23 protein-coding genes are annotated in these 23167 nt (G+C 69.5%); 10 read left to right on the top strand and 13 right to left on the bottom strand.

All coding sequences use genetic code 11. The annotated features are described in order from the left end of the window. Positions 1-67 precede the first annotated feature (67 nt). Entirely contained in the window at positions 68-1621 is a 1554-nt protein-coding gene (locus OHB49_RS17590) for an ABC transporter substrate-binding protein (protein ID WP_329161389.1), read from the top strand. Positions 1622-1701: 80 nt separating this feature from the next. On the opposite strand, the gene OHB49_RS17585 is transcribed toward OHB49_RS17590, so the two are convergent. The 4 genes from OHB49_RS17585 to OHB49_RS17570 all read right to left on the bottom strand — a co-directional run bounded on the left by OHB49_RS17585 (position 1702) and on the right by OHB49_RS17570 (position 4619). Next, positions 1702-2403 (bottom strand): TetR family transcriptional regulator, encoded by a 702-nt coding sequence (locus OHB49_RS17585; protein ID WP_030969053.1) that lies wholly within the window; start codon positions 2401-2403, stop codon positions 1702-1704. A gap of 38 nt (positions 2404-2441) precedes the next feature. Beyond that, the gene (locus OHB49_RS17580) at positions 2442-2882 is read right to left on the bottom strand and encodes a thiol-disulfide oxidoreductase DCC family protein (protein WP_329161388.1); all 441 of its coding nucleotides are present in this window, start codon (positions 2880-2882) and stop codon (positions 2442-2444) included. Further along, on the bottom strand, positions 2879-3313 hold the full coding sequence (locus tag OHB49_RS17575; RefSeq protein ID WP_030914508.1) for a hypothetical protein: 435 nt from the start codon (positions 3311-3313) through the stop codon (positions 2879-2881). Before OHB49_RS17575 ends, OHB49_RS17580 begins: the two co-directional genes overlap by 4 nt. A gap of 67 nt (positions 3314-3380) precedes the next feature. Further along, complete coding sequence (locus OHB49_RS17570; protein ID WP_329161386.1) at positions 3381-4619, bottom strand: MFS transporter; 1239 nt, start codon at positions 4617-4619, stop codon at positions 3381-3383. A gap of 87 nt (positions 4620-4706) precedes the next feature. Between OHB49_RS17570 and OHB49_RS17565 the strand changes: the two genes are divergently transcribed. Next, positions 4707-5216 (top strand): MarR family winged helix-turn-helix transcriptional regulator, encoded by a 510-nt coding sequence (locus OHB49_RS17565; protein WP_329161384.1) that lies wholly within the window; start codon positions 4707-4709, stop codon positions 5214-5216. Between the two features lie 103 nt (positions 5217-5319). On the opposite strand, the gene OHB49_RS17560 is transcribed toward OHB49_RS17565, so the two are convergent. The 6 genes from OHB49_RS17560 to OHB49_RS17535 form a co-directional block, all read right to left on the bottom strand. Then, positions 5320-5943, bottom strand: a complete 624-nt coding sequence (locus OHB49_RS17560; protein WP_329161383.1) for a hypothetical protein — start codon at positions 5941-5943, stop codon at positions 5320-5322. A gap of 182 nt (positions 5944-6125) precedes the next feature. After that, positions 6126-6884 carry a succinate dehydrogenase iron-sulfur subunit gene (locus tag OHB49_RS17555; RefSeq protein WP_030969061.1) on the bottom strand — a complete coding sequence of 253 codons (759 nt, stop codon included), beginning with the start codon at positions 6882-6884 and terminating at the stop codon, positions 6126-6128. Continuing rightward, positions 6884-8644, bottom strand: coding sequence for a succinate dehydrogenase flavoprotein subunit (sdhA, locus tag OHB49_RS17550; protein WP_030969063.1), 1761 nt, complete (start codon positions 8642-8644; stop codon positions 6884-6886). The genes OHB49_RS17555 and sdhA overlap by 1 nt, the downstream gene beginning before the upstream one ends. A gap of 29 nt (positions 8645-8673) precedes the next feature. Further along, a complete protein-coding gene (locus OHB49_RS17545; RefSeq protein WP_030969064.1) occupies positions 8674-9150 on the bottom strand; it encodes a succinate dehydrogenase hydrophobic membrane anchor subunit in 477 nt (158 codons plus the stop codon). A gap of 5 nt (positions 9151-9155) precedes the next feature. Further along, positions 9156-9536 carry a succinate dehydrogenase, cytochrome b556 subunit gene (gene sdhC, locus OHB49_RS17540; protein ID WP_078852596.1) on the bottom strand — a complete coding sequence of 127 codons (381 nt, stop codon included), beginning with the start codon at positions 9534-9536 and terminating at the stop codon, positions 9156-9158. A 185-nt stretch (positions 9537-9721) separates the two neighbouring features. Continuing rightward, on the bottom strand, positions 9722-10249 hold the full coding sequence (locus OHB49_RS17535; protein ID WP_329161379.1) for a 2-oxo-4-hydroxy-4-carboxy-5-ureidoimidazoline decarboxylase: 528 nt from the start codon (positions 10247-10249) through the stop codon (positions 9722-9724). 319 nt (positions 10250-10568) lie between these two features. Between OHB49_RS17535 and OHB49_RS17530 the strand changes: the two genes are divergently transcribed. From OHB49_RS17530 to OHB49_RS17510, 5 genes are all read left to right on the top strand, one after another. Beyond that, a complete protein-coding gene (locus OHB49_RS17530) occupies positions 10569-12173 on the top strand; it encodes a family 20 glycosylhydrolase (protein ID WP_329161377.1) in 1605 nt (534 codons plus the stop codon). 212 nt (positions 12174-12385) lie between these two features. Further along, positions 12386-13084 carry a DUF4328 domain-containing protein gene (locus OHB49_RS17525; RefSeq protein ID WP_329161375.1) on the top strand — a complete coding sequence of 233 codons (699 nt, stop codon included), beginning with the start codon at positions 12386-12388 and terminating at the stop codon, positions 13082-13084. 169 nt (positions 13085-13253) lie between these two features. Continuing rightward, a complete protein-coding gene (locus OHB49_RS17520) occupies positions 13254-13832 on the top strand; it encodes a hypothetical protein (RefSeq protein WP_329161373.1) in 579 nt (192 codons plus the stop codon). A 298-nt stretch (positions 13833-14130) separates the two neighbouring features. After that, on the top strand, positions 14131-14853 hold the full coding sequence (locus OHB49_RS17515) for an RNA polymerase sigma factor (RefSeq protein ID WP_030969074.1): 723 nt from the start codon (positions 14131-14133) through the stop codon (positions 14851-14853). Then, positions 14853-16013, top strand: a complete 1161-nt coding sequence (locus OHB49_RS17510; RefSeq protein WP_329161371.1) for a hypothetical protein — start codon at positions 14853-14855, stop codon at positions 16011-16013. Before OHB49_RS17515 ends, OHB49_RS17510 begins: the two co-directional genes overlap by 1 nt. 188 nt (positions 16014-16201) lie before the next feature. Here the strand turns inward: OHB49_RS17510 and OHB49_RS17505 are convergent, their stop codons facing one another. Next, entirely contained in the window at positions 16202-17101 is a 900-nt protein-coding gene (locus OHB49_RS17505) for a L,D-transpeptidase family protein (protein WP_443079533.1), read from the bottom strand. 221 nt (positions 17102-17322) lie between these two features. On the opposite strand from OHB49_RS17505, the gene OHB49_RS17500 reads away from it, so the two are divergent. Both OHB49_RS17500 and leuE read left to right on the top strand, forming a co-directional pair. After that, positions 17323-18903, top strand: coding sequence for an acyl-CoA mutase large subunit family protein (locus tag OHB49_RS17500; RefSeq protein ID WP_329161367.1), 1581 nt, complete (start codon positions 17323-17325; stop codon positions 18901-18903). A gap of 72 nt (positions 18904-18975) precedes the next feature. Further along, entirely contained in the window at positions 18976-19653 is a 678-nt protein-coding gene (leuE, locus tag OHB49_RS17495) for a leucine efflux protein LeuE (protein ID WP_329161365.1), read from the top strand. Between the two features lie 52 nt (positions 19654-19705). On the opposite strand, the gene OHB49_RS17490 is transcribed toward leuE, so the two are convergent. Then, on the bottom strand, positions 19706-21139 hold the full coding sequence (locus OHB49_RS17490; RefSeq protein ID WP_329161364.1) for an FAD-dependent monooxygenase: 1434 nt from the start codon (positions 21137-21139) through the stop codon (positions 19706-19708). A 38-nt stretch (positions 21140-21177) separates the two neighbouring features. On the opposite strand from OHB49_RS17490, the gene OHB49_RS17485 reads away from it, so the two are divergent. After that, positions 21178-21822 carry a TetR/AcrR family transcriptional regulator C-terminal domain-containing protein gene (locus OHB49_RS17485; RefSeq protein WP_329161362.1) on the top strand — a complete coding sequence of 215 codons (645 nt, stop codon included), beginning with the start codon at positions 21178-21180 and terminating at the stop codon, positions 21820-21822. A gap of 7 nt (positions 21823-21829) precedes the next feature. On the opposite strand, the gene OHB49_RS17480 is transcribed toward OHB49_RS17485, so the two are convergent. Beyond that, positions 21830-23014: an acyltransferase family protein gene (locus OHB49_RS17480; RefSeq protein ID WP_443079662.1), complete on the bottom strand. Its 1185-nt coding sequence runs from the start codon at positions 23012-23014 to the stop codon at positions 21830-21832. Positions 23015-23167 lie beyond the last annotated feature (153 nt).

Genomic DNA, 23167 nt, shown 5'->3' with positions numbered 1-23167 from the left:
GCGCATGTGGTGATGTGCGTTTCTGAGCACATCTGCCCGGGTGGGGCTGGTAAGGGAGAGCACGGCAATGCGGTCGATCCGGGTACGGATTCTCGCGATTCTCGCGGTTTTGGTCATCGCAGGCGTCGGCGCCTGGCAGTTGCTTCCCTCGGACGAGGCGAAGAAGGACCCGATCACGGTCGGCACGACGGACGAGGTGACCTCACTCGACCCCGCCGGTGCCTACGACGCCGGCTCCTGGGCGATGTACAGCAACATCTACCAGTCCCTCATGACGTTCAAGTCCGGGGCGATCGTCCCCGAACCGGACGCCGCCGAGAGCTGTGGGTTCATCGGCCAGAAGCTGCAGACGTACCAGTGCAAGCTGCGCGACGATCTGACCTTCTCCAGTGGCCGGAAGGTCACCGCCGCCGATGTCGAGTACTCCATCGAGCGCATGATCAGGATCAAGACGGACGTCGGCCCCTCGGTGCTGTTCCCCAGCCTGAAGAACGTGGTGTCCGAAGGCCGCACGATCACCTTCAACCTCTCCTCGCGCGACGCGACCTTCCCGCAGAAGCTCGCCACCGGGGCCGGTTCGATCGTCGACCGCGACCAGTACCCGGCGGACAAGCTCCGCACCGGGAACACGGTCGACGGCTCGGGGCCGTACATCCTGAAGTCGTACCAGCCGGGCACCGAGGCCGAACTGGTCCCGAACCCCACGTACAAGGGCGCACTGAAGAACACCGGAGTCCCGGTCGACGTCCGCTACTACAAGCAGTCGGACGATCTCCTGGCAGCCTGGAAGTCCGGGCAGATCGATGTGACGCACCGGCAGCTGCCGCCCGCCACGCTCGCCGACCTCAACCCCGGCGACCCCGACATGCACATCACCGAGGCGGACAGCGCCGAGATCCGCAACTTGGTCTTCAACGTGCGCCCCGGAGCGCCGCTCGCCAACAAGAAGGTCCGGCAGGCCATCGCGTCGATCATCGACCGCGGACCGCTGGTGACCGACGTCTACAAGGGCACCGTCGAGCCGCTCTACTCGCTGATCCCGCAGGGCTACATCGGGCACAGCACGCCGTTCTTCGACGACTACCCGAATCCCGACCCGGCGCGCGCCAGGAAGTTGATGGAGGAGGCCGGGGTGCAGATCCCGCTGCACATCAACTTCGCCTACCGCGCCGACGACGCGTACACCAAGGAGACCGCCGAGCTGCGCCGCCAGCTCGAGGCGGACGGACTGTTCAAGGTCTCGGTCAAGGCTGTGGAATGGCAGGAGTTCCAGAAGGGGTACGCGGCGGGCAAGTACGACGCGTACACCGTCGGATGGCTGCCCGACTACCCGGACTCCGACACCTTCAGCCAGCCGCTCGTCGGCCGCGACACCAGCCTTCACAACGGCTACACCAGCAAGAGGATGGACCAGCTGATCTCGGCCACGTCGCAGTACAGCGACCGCAGCCGCACCTCGGGGGACTTCAAGGACCTTCAGGCGCTGGTCAGCGAGGACGTGCCGCTCGTACCGCTGTGGCAGAAGAAGGACTACGTCGTCAGCACGACCGAAGTCTCCGGCTCGCAGTACCTGTCGGACGGCACGGGCATCTGGCGGCTGTGGGAACTCAACTGGATCTAGGGCCTCTCGTTCGGATCATGCTGGGCTCTCGCCTGATCCGAACGAAAGGCCCTGAAGGTTGTCCCTGGGTCCGCGGCCGGTCACCCGGCCGTCCCGGGCAGGAACTCCGTCAGTACGTCGTGGACCTGACGCACGAGCGGTCGCAGCACCCGGAACCGGGAGAGCGCGATCGCTCGTGCGCCGATCGGGGCGGTGCGTTCGACGAGACGGCGGCTGCGCTCGGCGCCCTCCGTCCGGTCGTACACCCAGAACAGCACCAGACCCATCTGTATCAGCCACATCAACTGCGGTAGCTCTTCAGCCATGTCGGGGTCGGTCTTGGTGCTGGAGCCGGCCAGGCACCGTTCATGAATGGAGATCGCCGCCTCCCGGGCCGCGACCGACTCCTTGGAAAACGGGGAGAGGGGGCTTTCCGGGTCGGCGGCGTTCTTGAAGAACTGGGCGGCGAAGCGGTGGTACGGCTCGGCCACGTCGAGCCAGCAGAGCAGCACCCCGCGCATGCGTACGGCCAGATCCTTGTCACCGGCCAGGACCGGCTGGACCGCCGCCTCGTGCTCGGCGGCGAGCCGGTCGTAGAAGCCCTGGACGAGGTGTTCCTTGCCGGCGAAGTAGTAGTAGGCGTTTCCGACGGAAACCCCGGCCTCCTGCGCGATGGCCCGCATCGTCGTCTTGTCGTAGCCGCGTTCCTCGAAGAGCCGGAGCGCAGTTTCGAGGATCAGTGTGCGGGTCTGCTCGCTCTTGGGAGCCTTGACTTCCTTCACGTCCTTCACTTCCTTCACCACACCCCCGAGGGTATCCGTCCGGACCGGGGGATGTGCGCCTAGCCTTCGAGGTCCGGGACCTGGCAGGCCTCGTCCCCGGGACCGCAGGGCGCGGCCGTCACCGACCGGTACTTCGCCGCGGCCAGCACCGACGCCCGGGCGAACGGCAGGCCCACCGGAGTGGCCAGCCAGTGGGCCTTGGGCCGGTGTTCGGCGAGCGCCCAGAGACAGACGATCCAGGCGGAGGTCTCGCGGTAGATCTGCCCCCGGTCGCCGATCACGGTGATCTCGGAGAGCGTCCCGGCGTGGTCGAGTCCGGGGAAACGGCGCCGCGCCTCCTCGGAGCCCGCCGGGACGAGATCGAGCGGGACGAGCTGACGTTGTTTCATCAGCCAGTGGCGCACATGGACGCAGAGCGAGCACTGCGCGTCGTAGAGCACGGTGAGCCGTTCGACGGGCGTCCGTCGCCCGTCGAACGGGGCCGTGACCTGCCCGGTCACCGGCCGGTGGCGGGTGCGGCCCACGGGCCTTGGCCGGTGGGGCCTGTCCAGCCCTGCGGCGGCACGGGCGGGGTCTGCTCGCGCTCCATCAGGCCGCGGCGGCGGATCTTGTTGAGTACGTAGACGTTTCCGAGGTGCATCACCCCGAGGACGAGCAGGACGACGCCGACCTTCACCGAGAGTGCCTCGAAGAGCCCGCGGGCGTCGGCGACCGCGTCGGAGTTCTTCAGGTAGAGGGTGACGAAGCCCAGGTTGACCAGGTAGAAGCCGACCACCAGCAGGTGGTTGACGGCGTCGGCGAGCTTTTCGTTTCCGTGCAGGACGTCGGCGAGGAAGACCTTGCCGTTGCGACTCAGTGTGCGGGCGACCCAGACGGTGAGCGCCACGCTGATCAGCAGGTAGATGACGTACGCGACAACAGTGAGGTCCATGCCCCACCCTCCCTTGAACGCGTTCAAAAGCTGTTGTCATGGACTGTAGACCTGTATTTGAACATGTTCAAGCTGGTACTCCGGGCTGGTCCTTCTGTGCGGTCCCGGACTTCGCGGCCGGTGCCCTGAAGCGCCGTACTCCGGGTACTGCCGCCGTGGCCAGACAGGCTGCGCCGACTGCCACCGCGGCGGCGGCGAGCGGGACTTCGGCCCCCCAGGCCGAGGCGGCGAGCGGGGCCAGGGCGTAGCCGAGCGGCATCGCGGCGAGGGAGAGCAGCCAGTCGTACGACGTCACGCGGGCCAGTGCGTGCGCGGGCACGGCGGACTGGACCGAGGTGTTCCAGACCGGGCCGAGGAAGCCGAGGCCCGCCTGTGCGATGCCGTACGCGGCGATGGTCAGCACGGCCGGCGCGCCCGCCGCGAGAAGGCCCAGTGGGAGCGCGTAGGTGGCGAGTCCCAGGTTGGCGACCAGGACCGGGCGACGTGGGCGGGCGCGGCCGGCCAGCAGTGAGCCGAGCAGCAGGCCGATCGCACCGGTCTGGAGCAGCGCGATCCAGACGGTCTTGCCCCCCATCTCCCGTACGGCGAGGGCCGGGCCCAGGGTCATCAGCACGGCTGCCGCGCCGTTCCAGGCCGCGTGGGCGATCAGGCTGGTCCAGTACCAGTCGCGGCTGCGGACCTCGCTCCAGCCCTCCTTGAGGTCGCTGAGCACCGATCGGTGCGGGATCGGCACGTGCCGGACCTTGATGGCGGACAGCAGCGCGGCGCTCACCGCGAAGCTCGCGGCGTCCAGCACGAAGGCCCAGCCCGGACCCGCGGTGAGGATCAGCGTTCCCCCGAGCGCGGGGCCGGCCACCCGGGTCGCACTGTTCACGACGGCCATCAGGGAGTTGGCGCGCAGGAGTGCCGGGGCTTCCACGGTTCCGATGATCAGCGGCGACGAGGTCGGCATGGCGAACGCGCTCGCCGCCCCGCCGATCGCCTCGGCGACGGCGATCTGCCACAACTGGGGCGCGCCGCCGAGCAGCTCCAGCCCGACGAAGAGCTGGGTCGCGCACCGTACGAGATCGGTGGTGAGCGCGACCGTACGGGCGTTGAAGCGGTCGCCGGCGACGCCGCCGAGCGGCAGCAGGATCAGCCGGGGCACCATCGCGCACGCCAGGACCAGGGCGAGGGCGGCGGTCGAGCCGGTGGCCAGATAGACGGCGAGCGACAGTGCGGTGGGAATGGCGGCGTCGCCGAGGAGGGAGAGGGTGCGTCCGATGAAGAGCAGGCGGAAGGCGCGCGTGCGCAAGGGATGCGGCATGCGCAGGAATCTATTTCGGTACCGAACTATTCGTCAACGAAATATCTGGCACCGAAGCATGTCGGGCTCCGGGCGTACCCTTTCCCCATGGACCGAAGCGACTGGACCGACGGACATGTGGAGCGGTGGAAGCCCGTGCTTCCTGACCTCGATCCCGATGTCGAGGGTGCGGTGACCCGCATGAAGAAGCTCTCGGTCCATCTGCGCCGGGTGCGCGAACAGTCCCTGGTCGACTTCGACCTGGACCGCCAGGAGTTCGACACGCTCCACAAGCTCGCCGGACGCGGCGGAAGGGCGGCCCCCTCCGAGCTCGCCGCCGACCTCGACCTGGCCCCCGCCTCCGTCACCGGCCGGCTGGACGCGCTCGAACGGCGCGGCTTCGTGCGTCGTACGCCGTCGACCACGGACCGGCGACGGGTCAACGTGGAACTCACCGAGGAGGGCCGTTCGACCTGGCTCGGCGCGATGGACTTCCTCGGCCACGAGGAGTACCGGCTGCTCGGCGTCCTCGACCGGGACGAACGCACCCTGCTCAACGACATGTTGCGGCGCATCATGGTCGTCGCGGAGGACCGGGACGATGCCCGGTGGGACTGAGTGCCGCCGCGGCTCACGCTGCTGAACGGCTCTGCGTCTCAACGCCGGCAGGGGCGTTGCCGGTGCCCGGCCCCGCCCCCGATCCGCCCCCGCGTACCGGCCGTCAGATGCTCAGCGAACGCGCCGTGTTGATCTGCGCCATCACCATCTGGAAGGTCTCCGGACCCGTCGCCGCGATCATCGTCGAGTGGTGCCGGCCACCGCTGGTCACCGATACCTGGATGAAGCCGGTCGTCCTCTTCTCCTTCATCAGGAGGAAGAGCAGCCCGATCAGGCAGAGCAGGGCGAAGATGATCGCGAGCACGATCGCGACCGTCGGGATCTTCTCCTCGGTGCGCGACATGTCGGTGGCCGTCCACACCGCGCCCTTGAGGGGCATCGTGCCGGACGGCGTCACGATCGAGTCGTTCATGACGGTGATGTCACCGAACGACAGCATCGGCGCACCGCCGCCGGGACCCGGGCCCTGCTGCGGCGGAAAACCGTAACCGGGCAGGGGCGGCTGGATGGCCGGCTGGTTCGCGTTCGGGTAGCCGTAGCCGGGGCCCTGCTGGGCCGCGGAGTCGGGCAGCTGCTGCGGGTAGCCGTACGTCGGCGTGCCCGCGCTCGGCGTGCCCGCACCCGGGTAGCCGTACCCCTGGGCGTCCGGGACGGTGGGCGGATTGCCCGGCTGCTGGGGCGGTCCCCACTTGCCTGAGTCGTCCGCGTACGGATTCGGATCGCTCAACGTTCCCCGCTCTCGATCAAGCTTGTGCGCCCCGCGCCTTGCTGCGTCGGGGGCGGCGAACCGGTGTCCGGTTCCGCACGACCGTACCGTCAAGGCCCGAAGAGCGCAGCAAGAGGCCCCGCTTCCCGCGGCGTTGGCGCGGAAAAGCGGGGCCTCCAGTGCAACTGGCGTAGCCGGAAGGGTCAGAAGCGACGCGTGATCAGGGCGCGCTTCACTTCCTGGATCGCCTTGGTGACCTCGATACCACGCGGGCACGCGTCCGTGCAGTTGAAGGTCGTGCGGCAACGCCACACACCGTCACGGTCGTTGAGGATCTCCAGGCGCTGCTCGCCGCCCTCGTCACGCGAGTCGAAGATGAAGCGGTGCGCGTTGACGATCGCCGCCGGGCCGAAGTACTGGCCGTCGTTCCAGAAGACCGGGCACGACGAGGTGCACGCGGCGCACAGGATGCACTTGGTGGTGTCGTCGAACCGCTCGCGGTCCTCGGCGGACTGCAGACGCTCGCGCGTCGGTTCGTTCCCCTTGGTGATGAGGAACGGCATGACATCGCGGTAGGCCTGGAAGAACGGGTCCATGTCGACCACGAGGTCCTTGAGGACCGTGAGGCCCTTTATGGCCTCGACCGTGATCGGCTTCTCCGGGTTGATGTCCTTGATCAGCGTCTTGCAGGCGAGCCTGTTCTTGCCGTTGATCCGCATCGCGTCGGAGCCGCAGATGCCGTGCGCGCAGGAGCGACGGAACGTCAGCGTGCCGTCGACCTCCCACTTGATCTTGTGAAGGGCGTCGAGAACACGCTCCTTCGGGTCGATCTCGATCTGGAAGTCCTGCCACTGGGCCTCGTCGGAGACCTCGGGGTTGAAGCGGCGGATCCGGAAGGTGACCGTGATGTACGGGGAGGCGGCGGACTCCGCCTCCACCTTGTCCAGAGTCGGGGTTGCCATCAGTACTTACGCTCCATCGGCTGGTAGCGGGTCTGGACGACCGGCTTGTAGTCGAGCCGGATCGACTCGGTGCCGTCGTCGGCGACCTCGCGGTACGCCATGGTGTGGCGCATGAAGTTGACGTCGTCGCGGTTCGGGTAGTCCTCGCGGTAGTGACCGCCGCGGGACTCCTTGCGGGCCAGCGCGGAGGTCGCCATGACCTCGGCCAGGTCGAGCAGGTTGCCCAGCTCGATGGCCTCCAGGAGGTCCGTGTTGAACCGCTTGCCCTTGTCCTGGATGGACACGTTCAGGTAGCGCTTGCGCAGCTCGGCGATCTTGTCGACGGCCGTCTTGATGGTCTGCTCGGTACGGAACACCATCACATTGGCGTCCATGCACTCCTGCAGTTCCAGACGGAGCGTCGCGACCCGCTCGGAGCCCGTCGAATTGCGCAGCCGTTCGACCTGGTCGACGACCAGCTGCGCCGGGTTCTCGGGAAGCTCGACGAAGTCGTGCTTCGCGGAGTACTCGGCGGCGGCGATGCCCGACCGGCGTCCGAAGACGTTGATGTCGAGCAGCGAGTTGGTGCCCAGACGGTTGGCGCCGTGCACGGAGACACACGCGACCTCGCCGGCGGCGTACAGGCCCGGGACGACGGTGGTGTTGTCGGCCAGCACCTCGCCCTGGACGTTGGTCGGGATGCCGCCCATGGCGTAGTGCGCGGTCGGCTGGATCGGGATCGGGTCCGTGTAGGGCTCGATACCGAGGTACGTACGCGCGAACTCGGTGATGTCCGGGAGCTTCGCGTCCAGCTGCTCCGGCGGCAGGTGCGTGAGGTCGAGGTAGACGTGGTCGCCCTCGGGACCGCAGCCGCGGCCCTCACGGATCTCCGTGTAGATGGAGCGGGACACGACGTCACGGGACGCGAGGTCCTTCATGACGGGCGCGTACTTCTCCATGAAGCGCTCGCCGTCCTTGTTGCGGAGAATGCCACCCTCACCACGGGCGCCCTCCGTCAGCAGGATGCCCATGCGCCAGATGCCCGTCGGGTGGAACTGGAAGAACTCCATGTCCTCCAGCGGCAGACCTCGGCGGTACGCGGCGGCCTGGCCGTCACCGGTCAGGGTGTGGGCGTTCGACGTCACCTTGAAGAACTTGCCGGTGCCGCCGGAGGCGAAGATGATCGCCTTCGCCTGGAAGACGTGGATCTCGCCGGTCGCCAGCTCGTACGCGACGACGCCCGCGGACTTCTTCAGCCCGGTCTCGGGGTCCTCCTGCAGCAGCAGGTCCAGGACGTAGAACTCGTTGAAGAACTCCACGCCCTCCTTGACGCAGTTCTGGTACAGCGTCTGGAGGATCATGTGGCCCGTGCGGTCCGAGGCGTAGCAGGACCGGCGGACCGGGGCCTCGCCGTGGTTACGGCTGTGGCCGCCGAAGCGACGCTGGTCGATCTTGCCCTCGGGCGTGCGGTTGAACGGCAGGCCCATCTTCTCCAGGTCGAGAACGGAGTCGATGGCCTCCTTCGCCAGGATCTCGGCGGCGTCCTGGTCGACCAGGTAGTCGCCACCCTTGATCGTGTCGAAGGTGTGCCACTCCCAGTTGTCCTCCTCCACGTTGGCGAGCGCGGCGGCCATGCCGCCCTGCGCGGCGCCCGTGTGGGAGCGGGTCGGGTACAGCTTCGTGAGCACGGCGGTACGGCTGCGCTTCGTCGACTCGATGGCCGCGCGCATACCGGCGCCGCCGGCGCCGACGATGACGGTGTCGTACTTGTGGATCTGCATGATTTCCTCTGGTCCCTCTGGCCCGGCGCCTAGCGGATGTTCGGGTCGAAGGTGAAGATCACCAGCGTGCCCAGCAGGACGGTGAATACCGTGGCGGTGTACAGGAGCATCTTCAGCCAGAAGCGGGTGTTGTCCCGTTCGGCGTAGTCGTTGATGACCGTACGGAGGCCGTTGGCGCCGTGGAGCATGGCCAGCCACAGCATCGCCAGGTCCCAGACCTGCCAGAACGGCGAGGCCCAGCGGCCCGCCACGAAGGCGAAGCCGATCTTGGAGACGCCACCGTCCAGCACGAGCTGGATCAGCAGGTGGCCGATGACCAGGACGACAAGAACGATGCCCGACAGGCGCATGAAGAGCCAGGCGTACATCTCGAAGTTGGTGCGCGAACCCTTGGGGCTCTTGCCCGTCCGCTTACGCGGGGGCTCGATGACCGGGGCCGGGTGGTCGACGTCGTAGAGGCTGACGCCTTCGACGGAGCCGATCGCGGCGGAGGACTCGGTGGACATTGGCCTCAGCTCCCGAAGACTTCGCGTACGGCGTGGCCGAGGACGGGGTACAGGGCCCCGACCATCAGCACGACCCAGATACCCACGGCGGACCAGAGCATCTGCTTCTGGTAGCGCGGGCCCTTGGCCCAGAAGTCCACGGCGACGATGCGGAGACCGTTCAGCGCGTGGAAGAGAATTGCGGCCACCAGGCCGTATTCGAGGAGCGCGACGATCGGCGTCTTGTACGTGGCCACGACGTCGTCGTAGGCCTCGGGGGAGACGCGGACAAGAGCGGTGTCCAGGACGTGTACGAACAGGAAGAAGAAAATGAGGACACCGGTGACTCGATGAGCCACCCAGGACCACATGCCTTCCCGGCCGCGGTACAGCGTTCCAGCCGGCACGGAAGAACCCTCCGGGAGCGGGGATTGGGGTCGGCCGGCTTGACTGTCGGTCTGACCCGGCCGGGTACGGTCCACCGGCCCCGGCCATCGTAGCGACGGTTTGTCGGTTCGTTCGCGCGGGGGCCTCTGGTGTGATCAAAGTGGCAATCAAACAGGCACGGACGGGCTAGGGCCTTTCGTTTGGATCAGGGCGTGTCCGCCGGGTCCTTGTCCGTCATCAGGTCGATGATGCGACCCCGCGCCAGTCTGCGCATCTCGTCCGCCGTGACCACCCGCTCCTCGTCCCGCTCGTGGCCCAGCCTGGCCCGGATGCCGGCCAGCACCTGGTCCGGGTGCTCGGAAGGCAGGAAGGCGTCCAGGCAGATCACGAAGACATGGCCGAAGCGGCACTCGTACGCGGCATGCGCGGCGCTCAGCGCCAGATGTGCGGACGGAGGTGCGGCGTGGTGCAATCCGGGGGAGTCCTCGGCGGCGAGCGCCTCGGCGAGATCGGCCGGGGCCATGTCGTACCCCGCCTCGTCGGCTGCGGCGAGCAGTGCGCCCAGATCGGGATACGGGCGGTGGGCGGCGAGCCGCTGTGCCCAGCGGTGGCTGCCGCAGCAGCCGAGCAGGGCTGCTTCGGCGGCGGCAGGTGATGCGGTGTTGAACCGGTCGAGGCCGCGAGAGGGGGCGCTGACGCGGGCCGGGGCCGGACGGCTGTTCTGGACGGGCACGGCGGGCCGGACGTCGTGTTGTGGCGGTGGTTCGGGGAGGCCGGCGTGGGACTCGCTGGGCCTGGACAGCGTGAACTCCTCGGATCATCGGCATCTGTGACCCTGGGGTGGTGGGACGGGAGAGGCCAGGGGATACAGGGTGAGGGAGAGATGAATGTGATCCAACGCTAGCGAGGCTGGGTAACGGCCGTCCGACGGATGCACGAATATCACCCGGAAGTGAGAGTTTCGGAACGCCCGATGGACGAATCCTCGAGGAGAATGCCCGGCTGTCTCCATGCTTTTACCCGATTGCCCCTATACCGGAGGTTTCTGACCGATGTCGCCCTCACGCGGTGCGCTCGTGGCCGGCGCCGCCCTCACCGCGGCGGCCGCGGTGACGATCACCGTCGTCGTCTGGCCGGACGTATCCGACACCGGAAGCCAGGGGGGGACGGCCGTGGCCAGCACGCCGTCGCACACGTCCCCTTCGCCGACCCGTAGTTATCCGCTCTCCACCGCACCCCGCACCATCCCCGCCGTACGCGAACACATCCCCGCCCGGGGCCCCGGCTGGCAGCCGGGCTCGGACAGCTCCGTCGTGATCGGCGAAGGCAGCGGGGCGCTCGCGGACGAGGCGCAGCTGCTCGCCAAGGAGCTGAAGATCCGGTACCGGGGTGCCGTCCCCGCCCGTGCGGGTGATGTCGAGCTGGCCCTCGGAACCCCCGGCAAGGGCGCCCCCGAGTCGTACACCCTGAGGACCCAGGACGGGCGGGTGACCATCACCGGCCCCGACCAGGCGGGTGTCTTCTACGGAACCCGCACCCTCAAACAGTCGCTGCGCGCCGACGGCACCATGCCCGAGGGGGAGGTGCGCGACCGCCCCGACCGGCCGCAGCGCGGGCTCAACCTCGACATCGCGCGTAAGTACTACAGCGTGGGCTGGATCGAGGACCGGCTGCGCGAGATGGCCGACCTCAAGCTCAACCAGCTGGGCCTGCACTTCTCCGACGACCAGGCATTCCGGATCCAGTCCGACACCCACCCCGAGATCGTCTCGCCCGAACACCTCACCAAGGCGGAGGTCCGCCAGATCCTCGCCCTCGCCGGCCGGCTGCACATCGATGTGGTGCCCGAGATCGACTCCCCGGGCCATCTCGGCGCCGTCCTGCGCGCCCACCCCGAACTCCAGCTGCGCAACACGGCGGGTGTGCCCTCGACCGGGTCGATCGACATCTCCCGTCCCGACTCGGCGAAACTCATCGACCAGCTGATCGGCGAGTTCGCGGAGCTCTTCGGCGGTAGGTACTGGCATCTCGGTGGCGACGAATACCGCGCGCTGACGGTCAAGAACCCCGCCGCCTCGTACCCGCAGCTGCAGCGCGCCGCCCAGCTGAAGTACGGCGCGGCGGCGGGCATCAAGGACCTCGCCACCGGATGGCTCAACGACCGGGCGGCGGTGGTGCGCCCGGTCGGCCTGCAGCCCAAGGCCTGGAACGACGGCTTCTTCCGCGACGGAATCGTCCGGGCGGACAAGGACATCGAGGTCGAATACTGGACGGGCAAGGAGTACGGCGCCCGGCCGCCGGAGGAGTACCTGAGCGAGGGCCGCCGGGTGGTGAACCTCAACGACGAGTTCCTCTATTACGTGCTCGGCCAGCCCAATCAGTTCGTCTACCCGACGGGGAAGCGGATCTACGAGCTGTGGACGCCGCTCGTCCTGCGCGGCACCCAGCCGGTCCCGGCCCGCTACTCGAGTCAGATCCTGGGCGGCCGGTTCGCGGTCTGGGGCGACCTGCCGCAGGCGCAGACCGCGGCGCAGGTGGCGGCGGGGATCCGGATGCCACTGAGGGCCACGGCCCAGAAACTCTGGGATCCGAGGAAGCCGGCGCTGAGCTGGGGTCAGTTCCAGGCGCTCGCCGGGACGATCGACAAGACGGGCTGAGCGGGCCGTACCGGATGTCGATGGACATCACGGTGGGCCGGGGCTACATTCCGCTTGCCGCGCGCTCCGGGGGAGAGCCGCGCGTTCTTGCGGAAAGTCCATAATCCCGGGGGGTCCACTTCATGCTGTGCTCAACCTGCCGAATCAGACCGCCGGTCACCGCGGAGGGGCTCTGCATCCTGTGCGCCGGGCCGGCCGGGGCGTCGGCGCCGATGCCTGCGGCTCCACCCTTCGCGTCCCCGCAGCAGCAGTTGCGTTCTCCCGACGGGCTCGCGAAGGCAGTCGTCATCCTGCTCGTGGTCTGCGCCGCGGCCGACCTGCTCGCCGTGCTCGCAGGGCTGAACATCCGCAGCCTGCTCGGCGATGCGCTGGGCAGCGGCCTCGCGACGCTCGACGACGCCGAGGCGGATCGCGCCGACAACCTGTACATGGCCTCAGGGGTCCTCCAGCTCCTGGTGATGCTGGCCACCGGCGTCGTCTTCATCCTCTGGTTCCGGCGGGTGCGGCTGAACGCAGAGGTGTTCGACGCGAGCATGCAGCAGATGAAGCCCGGATGGGCGGTCGGCGCCTGGTTCGTCCCGATCGCCAACCTGGTGCTGCCGCGTCGGATCGCGGGCGGCATCTGGACCGCGAGCGCCCAGACCCACACCGACGGCAGCTGGCGCACGGTCTCCGTTGCCCCCGTCAATCTGTGGTGGGGGGCCTGGGTCTGCTCCGGGTTCTTCTCCCGGTACGCCTCCCAGCAGTACATGAAGGCGGAGGGGGCGCAGGAGGTCATGGACGCGGCCGGACGGATGCTGGTCTCCGATGCGTTCGGCATAGTGGCGGCGGTGTTCGCGATCCTCTTCGTGCGCAAACTGACCCGGATGCAGGGGGAGCGGGCGGCGCTGGGTGTGTATCCGCTCAGCTGAGGACGAACCGGTTGAGGCTCAGCGGGGGACGAACCCCCTTTAGTGGGTGCTATTTCAGACTCCAGCAGTGACGATTTTGAGCCATTCGACGCTGTAAGCGGTATGCGGCAGCGGGAAGTGCCGCGTCCCCGTGCACCCGTACGGGGACAGGCCGACGGGGGAGAAGCCGATGAGCCTGCTGGAACTGATCGCCGCCGCGGACGAGCGGGCACTGGTCGCGAGCGGAATCGCCTGCCTCGACCGATGCCTGCCGCAGCCCGCGGAGGGCGCCGACCCCGACCCCTTGCGTCCGCTCTGGGCGGGCTGCGCCAACGGCGACGAATGGCCGGACCGTCTGGCCGAGGCCCGCGCGGCGCTGAACGACGTGCCGTCCGGGGTGGACGGGCCAGTGCCGGCGATACGGAAGCTGCTCGGTGAAGCGCCTGCGGAGCGGACGGATCCGGGGCTGCGGGCCTGGGCGGATGCCTGCTCGCTCCTGGCCCTGGACGTCCACCTCGGGCAGGACGCGACCCCCGGTGCCGGGGACGATCTGCTGCGGCGCTGCCGCGAGGACGGTCCGACGGGGGCCGGGCCGCTGGTCGCCGGGGAGGTGCGTCGGCAGATCCGGATCCTGGAGATGCTGGCGGAGACCGCGGGGGCCTCCCGCGCGGGGGCGGGGCTGCGCCAGGTACTTGAGGTCTCGACCGAGGGCCAGCGGGTGCTCCGTGCGGCGACGTCGCGGCGGGCGCGCGGGCGCGGGCCGGCGTGATCGAGCCCGTTCGGGCGACGGAGTGCCGCACGCACTCGCGAAGTTGACGAGGACGACCGGGGCCGCCACCCCCCACAGGAGAGGCCCCGGTCGTCTTCCGCGGGGCCGCATGGCGACCCCGTACTCATCTCAGCGCCGCGACTGCGTTTTCTGTCACACCGCACGGTGTCCGTGAAAGGTTGCGGGTTGTACAAGTCATGGACGCGGCCCCTGCGAAGGACGTAGCGTGCTGAGTCGCGCAGGGTGGCGCGGCAGTGGTGACCAGCTGCGATTCAGGACAGCAGGGCAGGTTGAGGGAGTGCTGGGGGACGACGCGGAGCTGACCGCCGCGGTGCTCGCGGCACAGGACGGGGACGAAGACGCTTTCCGTACTGTGTACCGCGCAGTGCAGCCGCGGTTGCTGGGCTATATACGGACGTTGGTGGGGGAGCCGGACGCCGAGGACGTGGCGTCCGAGTCCTGGTTGCAGATAGCGCGGGACCTCGACCGGTTCAGCGGCGACGCCGACCGGTTCCGGGGGTGGGCGGCGCGCATAGCCCGTAACCGCGCCCTCGATCATCTGCGGATGCGCGGCAGGCGCCCCGCGGTGGGCGGCGACGAGACGGAGCTGTCCGAGAAGCCGGCTGAGTCCGACACCGCCGACGAGGCGATGGAGGCCCTGGCCACCGGCCGCACCATGTCTCTCATCGCCCAGCTGCCGCAGGACCAGGCCGAGGCCGTGGTGCTGCGTGTGGTGGTCGGCCTGGACGCGAAGAGTGCGGCGCAGACGCTCGGCAAGCGGCCGGGGGCGGTTCGTACGGCCGCGCACCGCGGGCTGAAACGGCTGGCGGAACTGCTCCATGCCGACAGCGGCGAGACCGGCACGAACGGCGACGGGCGCGGCGCTTCCCACCCGCACGGGAGCGCGGCAGGTCAGGCGGTGGAGCTCGATGCCGTACCCGCGCAGCGCGTCTCGCGCACCGGACTGACGGCGTCCGCCGGTGTGACGCATTCGCGTCCGTGGACGCAGAGGAACATGTGATGGCCGACGAACAGTACGAATGGCTTGACAAGGACGCGGCGGAGAGACTGCTCCGCGGCGAACCGGTCGATCCCGTCGACGGCCACGCGCGTACCGAGGCCGCACGGCTCATGGCCGCGCTGGCTGCCGCCCGCGGAGCCCGGGCGGCCAACGGCGAACTGCCGGGTGAGGCCGCCGCGCTGGCCGCCTTCCGCGCAGTTCCGCGTGCCGCCCGTACGCGGGGACGGTCCGAGACGCAGGCGGCGCAGGCGGCGGGGTATGCCACGCAGAGCAGCGAGCCGGGGCAGCCGGAGCAGATGGGGCAGCCAGGACGAGGTGCGCATCCGGGGCCGCCCGAGACGCTCGGAGCCATCCGTATCGGCCCCGCCTCCTCCGTCCGGTCATCCTCGTCGTTCTTTGCTGCCTCCTCCGGCGGTGGCGGCATGCGTCCGCGGCGCTGGAGACGGCCCCTCCGCTTCGGTCTCGCCGCTTCCCTCGCGGGCTTCGCGCTCGGCGGGGTGGCCGTCGCCGCGGGTACGGGCGTGCTTCCGGGGCCGTTCGGCGGGCACGCCGACCCGCTGCCCGCTTCCTCCGTATCGGCGCCCGCCTCCCCGGGGGAGCTGGGATCGGGGCCCACGTCCGACAGGACGCCCGTCGCGCCGCCGGTTTCCCCGGGCCCGGACACCTCCCCGGACCCCGCCGTCCCGTCCACCCCCGGCGACGGACCCCGCAAGGGCGACGGCGCTGCGAACGACCAGGACGGTCGGGGCGGCGCGGAGGGCGACGGTCACGGGGACGACGTCGAAGCCGCCCCCCGTTCCGGTGACGGGACCGCCCGCGACAGCACCTCCGGCGGCGGCCGGGACGGCACGTCCGGTAAATGGCTGGGCCGGACCGTCAGGGCCTGCCGTGACTACCGCGACGGCGACCTCGACGCCGACCGCAGGCGCCGCCTCGTAGTGATGGCCAGGGGCGCCGGCAACCTGGACCGGTTCTGCAAGCGCGTGCTGGAGCGGCCCGACGGCGACGGCGGTTACGCGCAACAGGGCAGCGGATCCGGCGAGGGTACGGACAACGACGGTCCGGACGCGGTCCGGTCACTCTGGTTCAAACCCGCCACTCCGCCGCCGTCGGCCCCCGCGCTCCCGGCCGTCCCGGGCACCATCGCGTCCACTCGCTGAGCTGCGCCGGCCGCTCCGCTGCCACCGGGTGTGACATTTTCTGAGCCGTCGGCGCAGTACAGAGTGAGCCGACTGGTCATCGGCAGCGCACAGAGCCGGGGTTCCCCCCGTACCTTCGGCTCAGCGCACCTGGCGCGGGCGGGACACGTTCCCCCGGTCCCGCCCGCGCCCCCTTCGCTTCTTCGCCCTCACCAGTAGATGACGACCTTGTCGCCGGTGCGGACCTGGTCGAAGAGTGCGGCGATCTTCCCCTCGTCCCGGACGTTCACACACCCGTGCGAGGCGCCGCTGTAGCCCCGGGCCGCGAAGTCCGCCGAGTAGTGCACGGCTTGGCCGCCGCTGAAGAACATCGCGTACGGCATGGCCGTGTGGTAGATCGTCGACACATGGTGCCGGGACTTCCAGTAGATGGAGAAGGTGCCCTCGCGGGTCGGCGTGTACTGCGAGCCGAACCGTACGTCCATCGTCGAGACGACCTGGCCGTCGATCATCCAGGACAGGGTCCGGCTGTTCTTGCTGATGCAGAGCACCCGGCCGGTGAGGCAGCGCTTGTCGGGCTTGGCGACGGGGCGGGAGGTCGGCGGGTTCAGCTCGGCGGCCGTCGGCTTCCGGGTCATGGCGAGCAGTTTCTGCCAGGTGAGCGTGTCCGTCCTGCCCGTACGGGACAGTCCGCGCTTGCCCTGGAAGGACTGGACGGCGGCGACGGTGAGGGTGCCGTAGTAAGCGGTGGGGGTGCGGTCGAAGTGGCCGATCTGACGGAGCCGGGCCTGCAGTTCCCGTACCTGCTTGCCCTGGGAGCCGGTCGCCATCAGCGTCTTCCCCTGCGGGTCGGGCTTCGGCGTGGCGGACGGTGTCGGTGAGGCCGCCGGCTTCGAGGCGGTCGCGGCGGGCTTGGCGTCGTCGGTCGCCGGGGCGGAGGTCTTCGGCGGTGACGACGTGGCCGCCGGGGACCCGTTGGCGGGCTGCGCCTTGCAACCCGCGGTGGTGACGGTCAGCGCGAGGAGGGCGACGGCAGCCACCGCTGCACCGCCCGGGTGCCTTGCTGTCCGGCCAATCGTTCCTGCACCGTGCCCGGTTCTGTGTGTCATCCTCGGCCCCCTGCTTCCTTCGGTATCTATGGGGACGAATTCCCGCTCTGCTCGGTTGCCAAAGCCCGCGCATGATGGTGAGTGCGGTGGGGAAGGCCGTAGGACGCACCTTGTGAGCAAGGTCCCAGCTCGTGCCTCTCCATCGGTCGCACGCCCGCCGCTACAGTCCGTCGCGAGGGTCGTTGGTTACCAGTAAGTAGCTCCAGCGGGAGGCACATCAGATGACGCGCGAGTCGGAGTCGGGACTGCCCATCGAGCCGGTGTACGGGCCGGACGCACTCGACGGGTGGAACGCCGACGACAAACTGGGCGAGCCGGGCGCCTACCCCTTCACCCGCGGTGTCTACCCGTCGATGTACACCGGCCGGCCGTGGACGATGCGTCAGTACGCCGGGTTCGGCACGGCCTCCGAATCGAACGCCCGCTACAAGCAGCTGATCGCCAACGGCACGATGGGCCTGTCCGTCGCCTTCGACCTGCCCACCCAGATGGGCCATGACTCCGACGCGCCGATCGCGTCCGGAGAGGTCGGCAAGGTCGGGGTGGCGATCGACTCGGTCGAGGACATGCGGGTCCTGTTCGGCGGGATCCCGCTCGACAAGGTCTCCACCTCGATGACGATCAACGCGCCCGCCGCGCTGCTCCTCCTCATGTACCAGCTGGTCGGCGAGGAGCAAGGCGTTCCGGCCGACCGGCTGACCGGCACCATCCAGAACGATGTCCTGAAGGAGTACATCGCCCGCGGCACGTACATCTTCCCGCCCAAGCCCTCGCTGCGGCTCATCGCCGACATCTTCAAGTACTGCAAGGCCGAGATCCCGAAGTGGAACACCATCTCGATCTCCGGCTACCACATGGCGGAGGCCGGTGCCTCGCCCGCGCAGGAGATCGCGTTCACTCTCGCGGACGGCATCGAGTACGTCCGTACCGCTGTCGCGGCCGGCATGGACGTCGACGACTTCGCCCCACGTCTCTCGTTCTTCTTCGTCGCCCGTACGACGATCCTCGAAGAGGTCGCCAAGTTCCGCGCTGCCCGCCGGATCTGGGCCCGGGTGATGAAGGAGGAGTTCGGCGCGAAGGACCCCAAGTCGCTGATGCTCCGCTTCCACACCCAGACCGCGGGCGTCCAGCTGACCGCCCAGCAGCCCGAGGTCAACCTGGTGCGCGTCGCCGTCCAGGGGCTCGGCGCGGTTCTCGGCGGTACGCAGTCGCTGCACACCAACTCGTTCGACGAAGCGATCGCGCTGCCGACCGACAAGTCAGCGCGGCTGGCCCTGCGTACCCAGCAGGTCCTGGCGTACGAGACGGACATCACGGCCACCGTCGACCCGTTCGCCGGTTCGTACGTCGTCGAATCCATGACGGATGCCGTCGAAGCGGAGGCCAGGGACCTCATGCTCAAGGTCGAGGACATGGGTGGGGCGGTCAACGCGATCGAGCGCGGCTTCCAGAAGAGCGAGATCGAGCGCAGCGCCTACCGGATCGCCCAGGAGACGGACAGCGGGGAGCGTGTCGTCGTCGGCGTCAACCGCTTCCAGCTCGACGAGGAGGAGCCGTACGAGCCGCTCCGCGTCGACCCGGCGATCGAGGCCCAGCAGGCGGCCCGGCTGGCGAAGCTGCGGGCCGAGCGCGACCAGGGCGCGGTCGACGAGGCGTTGGGCCGGCTGAAGAAGGCGGCCGAGGGGACGGACAACGTCCTCTACCCGATGAAGGACGCACTGGCGGCGCGGGCGACGGTCGGCGAGGTGTCCAACGCACTGCGGGAGGTGTGGGGGACGTACGTGCCGACGGACGCGTTCTGATCCGTCCGGACGGTCACCGGGCGGGAACACCACCCGAGGGGAGTGTCGTACCCGCGTGCGACACTCCTTCTTATGCTGGGTGTCACTGATCTTCCGACCTACCTTGTCGGCCTCGTGCTGATCGTTCTGCTGCCGGGGCCGAATTCGCTGTACGTGCTCTCCGTCGCCGCCCGCCGCGGTGTGCGGACCGGGTATGTGGCGGCGGCCGGTGTGTGGACCGGTGACACGGTGCTGATGACGCTGTCCGCGCTCGGCGCCGCCTCCCTGTTGCAGACCACGCCGGTGCTCTTCGCCATCGTCAAGTACGCGGGCGCGGGCTATCTGACCTGGCTGGCGATCGGCATGCTGCGGGCCGCGGTGTCCATGTGGCGCGAGCGGCACCGGCAGATCGCCGAGCTGACCGACGACGCGGCCGGACCGGACGGGGCGAAGGCGGCGGCAGGGGCGGTGGAGCGGCCCTACCGGCGGGCGCTGGTGGTGAGCCTCTTCAACCCGAAGGCGATCCTGTTCCTGATCTCCTTCTTCGTGCAGTTCGTCGACCCCGGGTACGCCTATCCGGCGCTGTCCTTCCTGCTGCTGGGCACGCTGCTGCAGATCGCCAGCTTCCTCTACCTGTCGACGCTGATATTCGGCGGCACCCGGCTGTCCGCCGCGTTCCGCCGCCGCAAGCGGCTGTCGGCGGGCGCGACTTCGGCAGCCGGTGTGCTGTTCCTCGGTTTCGCGGCGAAGCTCTCGCTCAGCAGCGTGTGAGGCGGGCGGGCCGGTTCACCGGTGCCACGCGTCGTCGCTCACGTTGCGGAACTCAACCGCGCTCGATGCCGAGACCGAGCGGTGCCAGATATGAGCCGAGCCCCGAGGCGTCCTCGCCCGCCCAGCCGATGTAGCCGTCGGGACGGATGAGGAACAGGCCCTTCCCGTACGCCTCGTAGCCGTCGGTGCGGTGGACGCGGACGGCGGCGCTCGACGAGCCGTCGAACGTGGGAGGTTCCGCGTCCGTGCCGACGATCAGCAGCGTGAAGTGCGGTCCCCGGAACACGTCGAAGAGCCGTCGGCCGTCTCCGGCCGGTCCGTCCGGGGCCCGGTCGCCCGCCACCAGCGCGCCCGCACGGCCGGCCGACAGCGGGCCCTCGCGGTAGCCGAGCCCCAGCTGCTGGGCTGCCGTGCCGCGCTCCTGTTCACCGCGGTGGATGCGGGTGGAGAGCCCCAGCATGTCGGCTGCCACCGGCCGGCGCTCCGCCTCGTAACTGTCGAGCAGCGCGACCGGCGCGCCGTGCCGCAGCACCTGACCGAGCTTCCAGCCCAGGTTGTACGCGTCCTGGACGCTGGTGTTGAGCCCCTGCCCGCCCGCCGGGGAGTGGACATGGGCGGCGTCGCCCGCCAGGAAGACGCGACCCATGCGGAACCGGTCGGCCAGCGCGGCGCGCGGGCGGAAGTCGGACGACCAGCGCACCTCGGTGATGTCGTCCACGTCGAGGTGGGTACGGGCGGCGACCAGAGCGCGTACAGCCTCGACGGAGGTGTCCGGCTCGCCCTCCTTGAACTGCGCCACCAGCTGGAAGTCCGCCGTGCCGGGCAGCGGGCAGAGGGTGACGAAGCCCGCGTCACCCATCAGGACGTGCCAGTTGAGCCGGTCGAGAGCTTCCTCGGCGACCCGGACATCGGCGACCAGCATCGGCGCCGGGTCCACGGTCTCACCGGTCATCGGGACGGCGAGCGCGCGCCGGACCGTGCTCCGTCCGCCGTCCGCCGCGACCAGGTAGGAGGCGCGCACCGGGCCCGTGGACAGGTGCGCCGTGACACCTTCCGCGTCCTGGTCGAGTCCGGTCAGCACGGTCGAGAAGGCGACGTCGCCGCCCAACTCGCGCAGACGGGCCAGCAGGATCTCCTGCGTGCGCCACTGCGGCATCATCCACGGCTCCCCGTAGGGCTCGGCCTCCGTCGGCGCCGCCCGGCGGAACATGTCGTGCTCACCCTGGCGCCGCCCGTCCTGCCAGACCATCCCGACCGGTGCCGGGCCGCCGTGGGTACGCACCGCGTCGCCGACCCCGAGATCGTCGAGGACCTCTCGTGTGCGCGGCTGGATGCCCTTGCCGCGGGAGCCGGGGAAGAGCGCGGGCGCCTGCTCGACGAGCAGGGCGCGCACACCGCGGCGGGCCAGATCGCAGGCGAGCGCGAGGCCGCAGGGGCCGGCGCCGACGATCAGCACCTCGGTTTCCTTAACACCGTTAAGTTCCATGGTCGGGAGTGTGCGCTTAACGCTGTTAAATTGTCAAGGTGGGTACGACGAAGATCGACCGGGCGCGGGTGGCCGACACCGCGCTGCGGCTACTGAACGAAGTGGGCCTCGACGGGCTCACCCTGCGTGCCATCGCCAAGGAGCTGGACGTCAAGGCGCCCGCGCTCTACTGGCATTTCAAGGACAAGCAGGCGCTGCTCGACGAGATGGCCACGGTGATGTACCGCCGGATGCTCGACGAGGATCTGCCGGGACCGGCCCCGGACCGCTGGCAGGACCAGTTGGTCGCGTATCACAGCGCCCTGCGCGCCGCGCTGCTGCGCTACCGGGACGGGGCGAAGGTGTACGGCGGTGCGAGGTTCACCGGCACCGACCATGCCGACGGGCTGGAGGCCCATCTGCGGACCATGGTCGGCGCCGGCTTCGAACTCTGGCAGGCCGTCCGGGCGGGCACCACCGCGTACGCGTACACGATGGGCTTCGTCAGCGAGGAGCAGGGCGTCCAGCCGATGCCGGACGAGCGGCGGGACGGCTACGACATCGGCGAGCGCGCCGAGCGGATGGCGCAGTACCCGCTCGCCGCCGCGGCCGGCGCCGAGATCTTCGCCCACTACGAGGAACGGTTCGAGGACGGCCTGCGGCTGATCGTCGCAGGGATCGAGGCACGGTACGGGACGCGCTGAGCGGTGGTCAGGCCGGGCGGCCCGACCCGCCCGTCAGGGATCGGCGCAGCAGCGGGGTGCACCACCGCTCCACGTACCGGTGCAGCAGCCACGCCAGCGCCAGCATCAGCGCCACCGTGAGCACCGCCGTCACCGCGGCCGGGATGCCGAGCCGCCGGTGCAACGCGCTCACCGCCACCCACCCCAGATGTTCATGGACGAGATAGAACGGGTACGTCAGCGCTCCCGCGACTGTCAGCCAAGGGCGGTCGAAGCGGGCGAGGGCGCCGAGCGCGATCGCGGCGACCGCGGCGAACCCGGCGGTCACGATCACGATGATGACCAGCGATGAGCGGTACGAGAAGTCGTGCGGACCCGCCGGATGCCACAGGTCGGCCACCGCGTAGTGCTGGCCGAGCAGCCAGCTGACCCCGACGATGCCCCAGGCCGTGGCGTCCCGCCGGTTGCGGTGGACCAGGTACAGCCCGATGCCGCCGATGAAGAAGGGGGCGTACTGGGGCATCAGGACGACGTCGGCCAGCGGCTCGCCGGATGCCTTGCCGAGCGCCGCGGCCAGCGTCCACGCGGCGCAGAAGAGTACGATCCGTCGCCTGCTGGCCCCCGGCAGCACCACGCACACGGCGAACAGGGCGTAGAAGCGGATCTCCGCCCACAGCGTCCAGCACACCCCGAGCACCCGGTCCACGCCCAGTGGCTGCTGCAGCAGCGTCAGGTTAACCAGCGCATCGCTGGGCGAGACCGCGTTGTAGGCGACTGCGGGCAGCGCGAAGACCAGTGTCACCAGCAGGACCGCCGCCCAGTACGCGGGCAGCAGTCTGGCCGCCCGCGAGGCGAAGAACGAGGTCAGTGAGCGGCCCCAGCCGCTCATGCAGATCACGAAGCCGCTGATGACGAAGAAGATCTGCACCCCGAGGCAGCCGTAGGCGAACCAGGTGTGGGCGGTGGGGAACAGGGAAGCGGCGGAGGTTCCCCACGCCTTGGTGATGTCGCCGCCCCGGCCGCCGTAGTGGTACGCGGCGACCATCAGTGCGGCGACCAGCCGCAGCCCGTCCAGGGCGCGCAGCCGGGGCCTGGCGCGCGCCGGCCGGCGGTCCGGGCCGTCCGGGGGCTGCGGTGACGACGGGCGCGGTGGCGCCGGCACCGGTTCGGCAGGAATCCGTTCGAGGGTTCTGCCCGGATTCTCCGGAGTGATGGTCACGGCCTTCCCTTCCCACAGTGGCGAAGGGTCAGGTTAGGTCGCTCCGAAGCCCCGAAACGGACGAGAGGGGAGCAGTTTCCCGTGCTGACAGAGCGAGTTCATCTTGCGGCCGTTCAGGTTTCTTACCGTGCAACGGAACCTCAAACG

Origin of the sequence: Streptomyces sp. NBC_01717 (genome assembly GCF_036248255.1) — a bacterium.
In the GTDB taxonomy this organism is placed as follows: domain Bacteria; phylum Actinomycetota; class Actinomycetes; order Streptomycetales; family Streptomycetaceae; genus Streptomyces.
This window is presented reverse-complemented; position numbering and strand designations above follow the sequence as displayed.

Excerpts from the sequence above, each read along its gene's own strand:
- OHB49_RS17590 (WP_329161389.1), top strand. The coding sequence starts at position 68 with ATGCGGTCGATCCGGGTACGGATTCTCGCGATTCTCGCGGTTTTGGTC.
- OHB49_RS17575 (WP_030914508.1), bottom strand. The coding sequence starts at position 3,313 with ATGGACCTCACTGTTGTCGCGTACGTCATCTACCTGCTGATCAGCGTG.
- OHB49_RS17570 (WP_329161386.1), bottom strand. The coding sequence starts at position 4,619 with ATGCCGCATCCCTTGCGCACGCGCGCCTTCCGCCTGCTCTTCATCGGA.
- OHB49_RS17565 (WP_329161384.1), top strand. The coding sequence starts at position 4,707 with ATGGACCGAAGCGACTGGACCGACGGACATGTGGAGCGGTGGAAGCCC.
- OHB49_RS17555 (WP_030969061.1), bottom strand. The coding sequence starts at position 6,884 with ATGGCAACCCCGACTCTGGACAAGGTGGAGGCGGAGTCCGCCGCCTCC.
- sdhA (WP_030969063.1), bottom strand. The coding sequence starts at position 8,644 with ATGCAGATCCACAAGTACGACACCGTCATCGTCGGCGCCGGCGGCGCC.
- OHB49_RS17545 (WP_030969064.1), bottom strand. The coding sequence starts at position 9,150 with ATGTCCACCGAGTCCTCCGCCGCGATCGGCTCCGTCGAAGGCGTCAGC.
- OHB49_RS17530 (WP_329161377.1), top strand. The coding sequence starts at position 10,569 with ATGTCGCCCTCACGCGGTGCGCTCGTGGCCGGCGCCGCCCTCACCGCG.
- OHB49_RS17525 (WP_329161375.1), top strand. The coding sequence starts at position 12,386 with ATGCCTGCGGCTCCACCCTTCGCGTCCCCGCAGCAGCAGTTGCGTTCT.
- OHB49_RS17520 (WP_329161373.1), top strand. The coding sequence starts at position 13,254 with ATGAGCCTGCTGGAACTGATCGCCGCCGCGGACGAGCGGGCACTGGTC.
- OHB49_RS17510 (WP_329161371.1), top strand. The coding sequence starts at position 14,853 with ATGGCCGACGAACAGTACGAATGGCTTGACAAGGACGCGGCGGAGAGA.
- OHB49_RS17505 (WP_443079533.1), bottom strand. The coding sequence starts at position 17,101 with ATGACACACAGAACCGGGCACGGTGCAGGAACGATTGGCCGGACAGCA.
- OHB49_RS17500 (WP_329161367.1), top strand. The coding sequence starts at position 17,323 with ATGACGCGCGAGTCGGAGTCGGGACTGCCCATCGAGCCGGTGTACGGG.
- leuE (WP_329161365.1), top strand. The coding sequence starts at position 18,976 with ATGCTGGGTGTCACTGATCTTCCGACCTACCTTGTCGGCCTCGTGCTG.
- OHB49_RS17490 (WP_329161364.1), bottom strand. The coding sequence starts at position 21,139 with ATGGAACTTAACGGTGTTAAGGAAACCGAGGTGCTGATCGTCGGCGCC.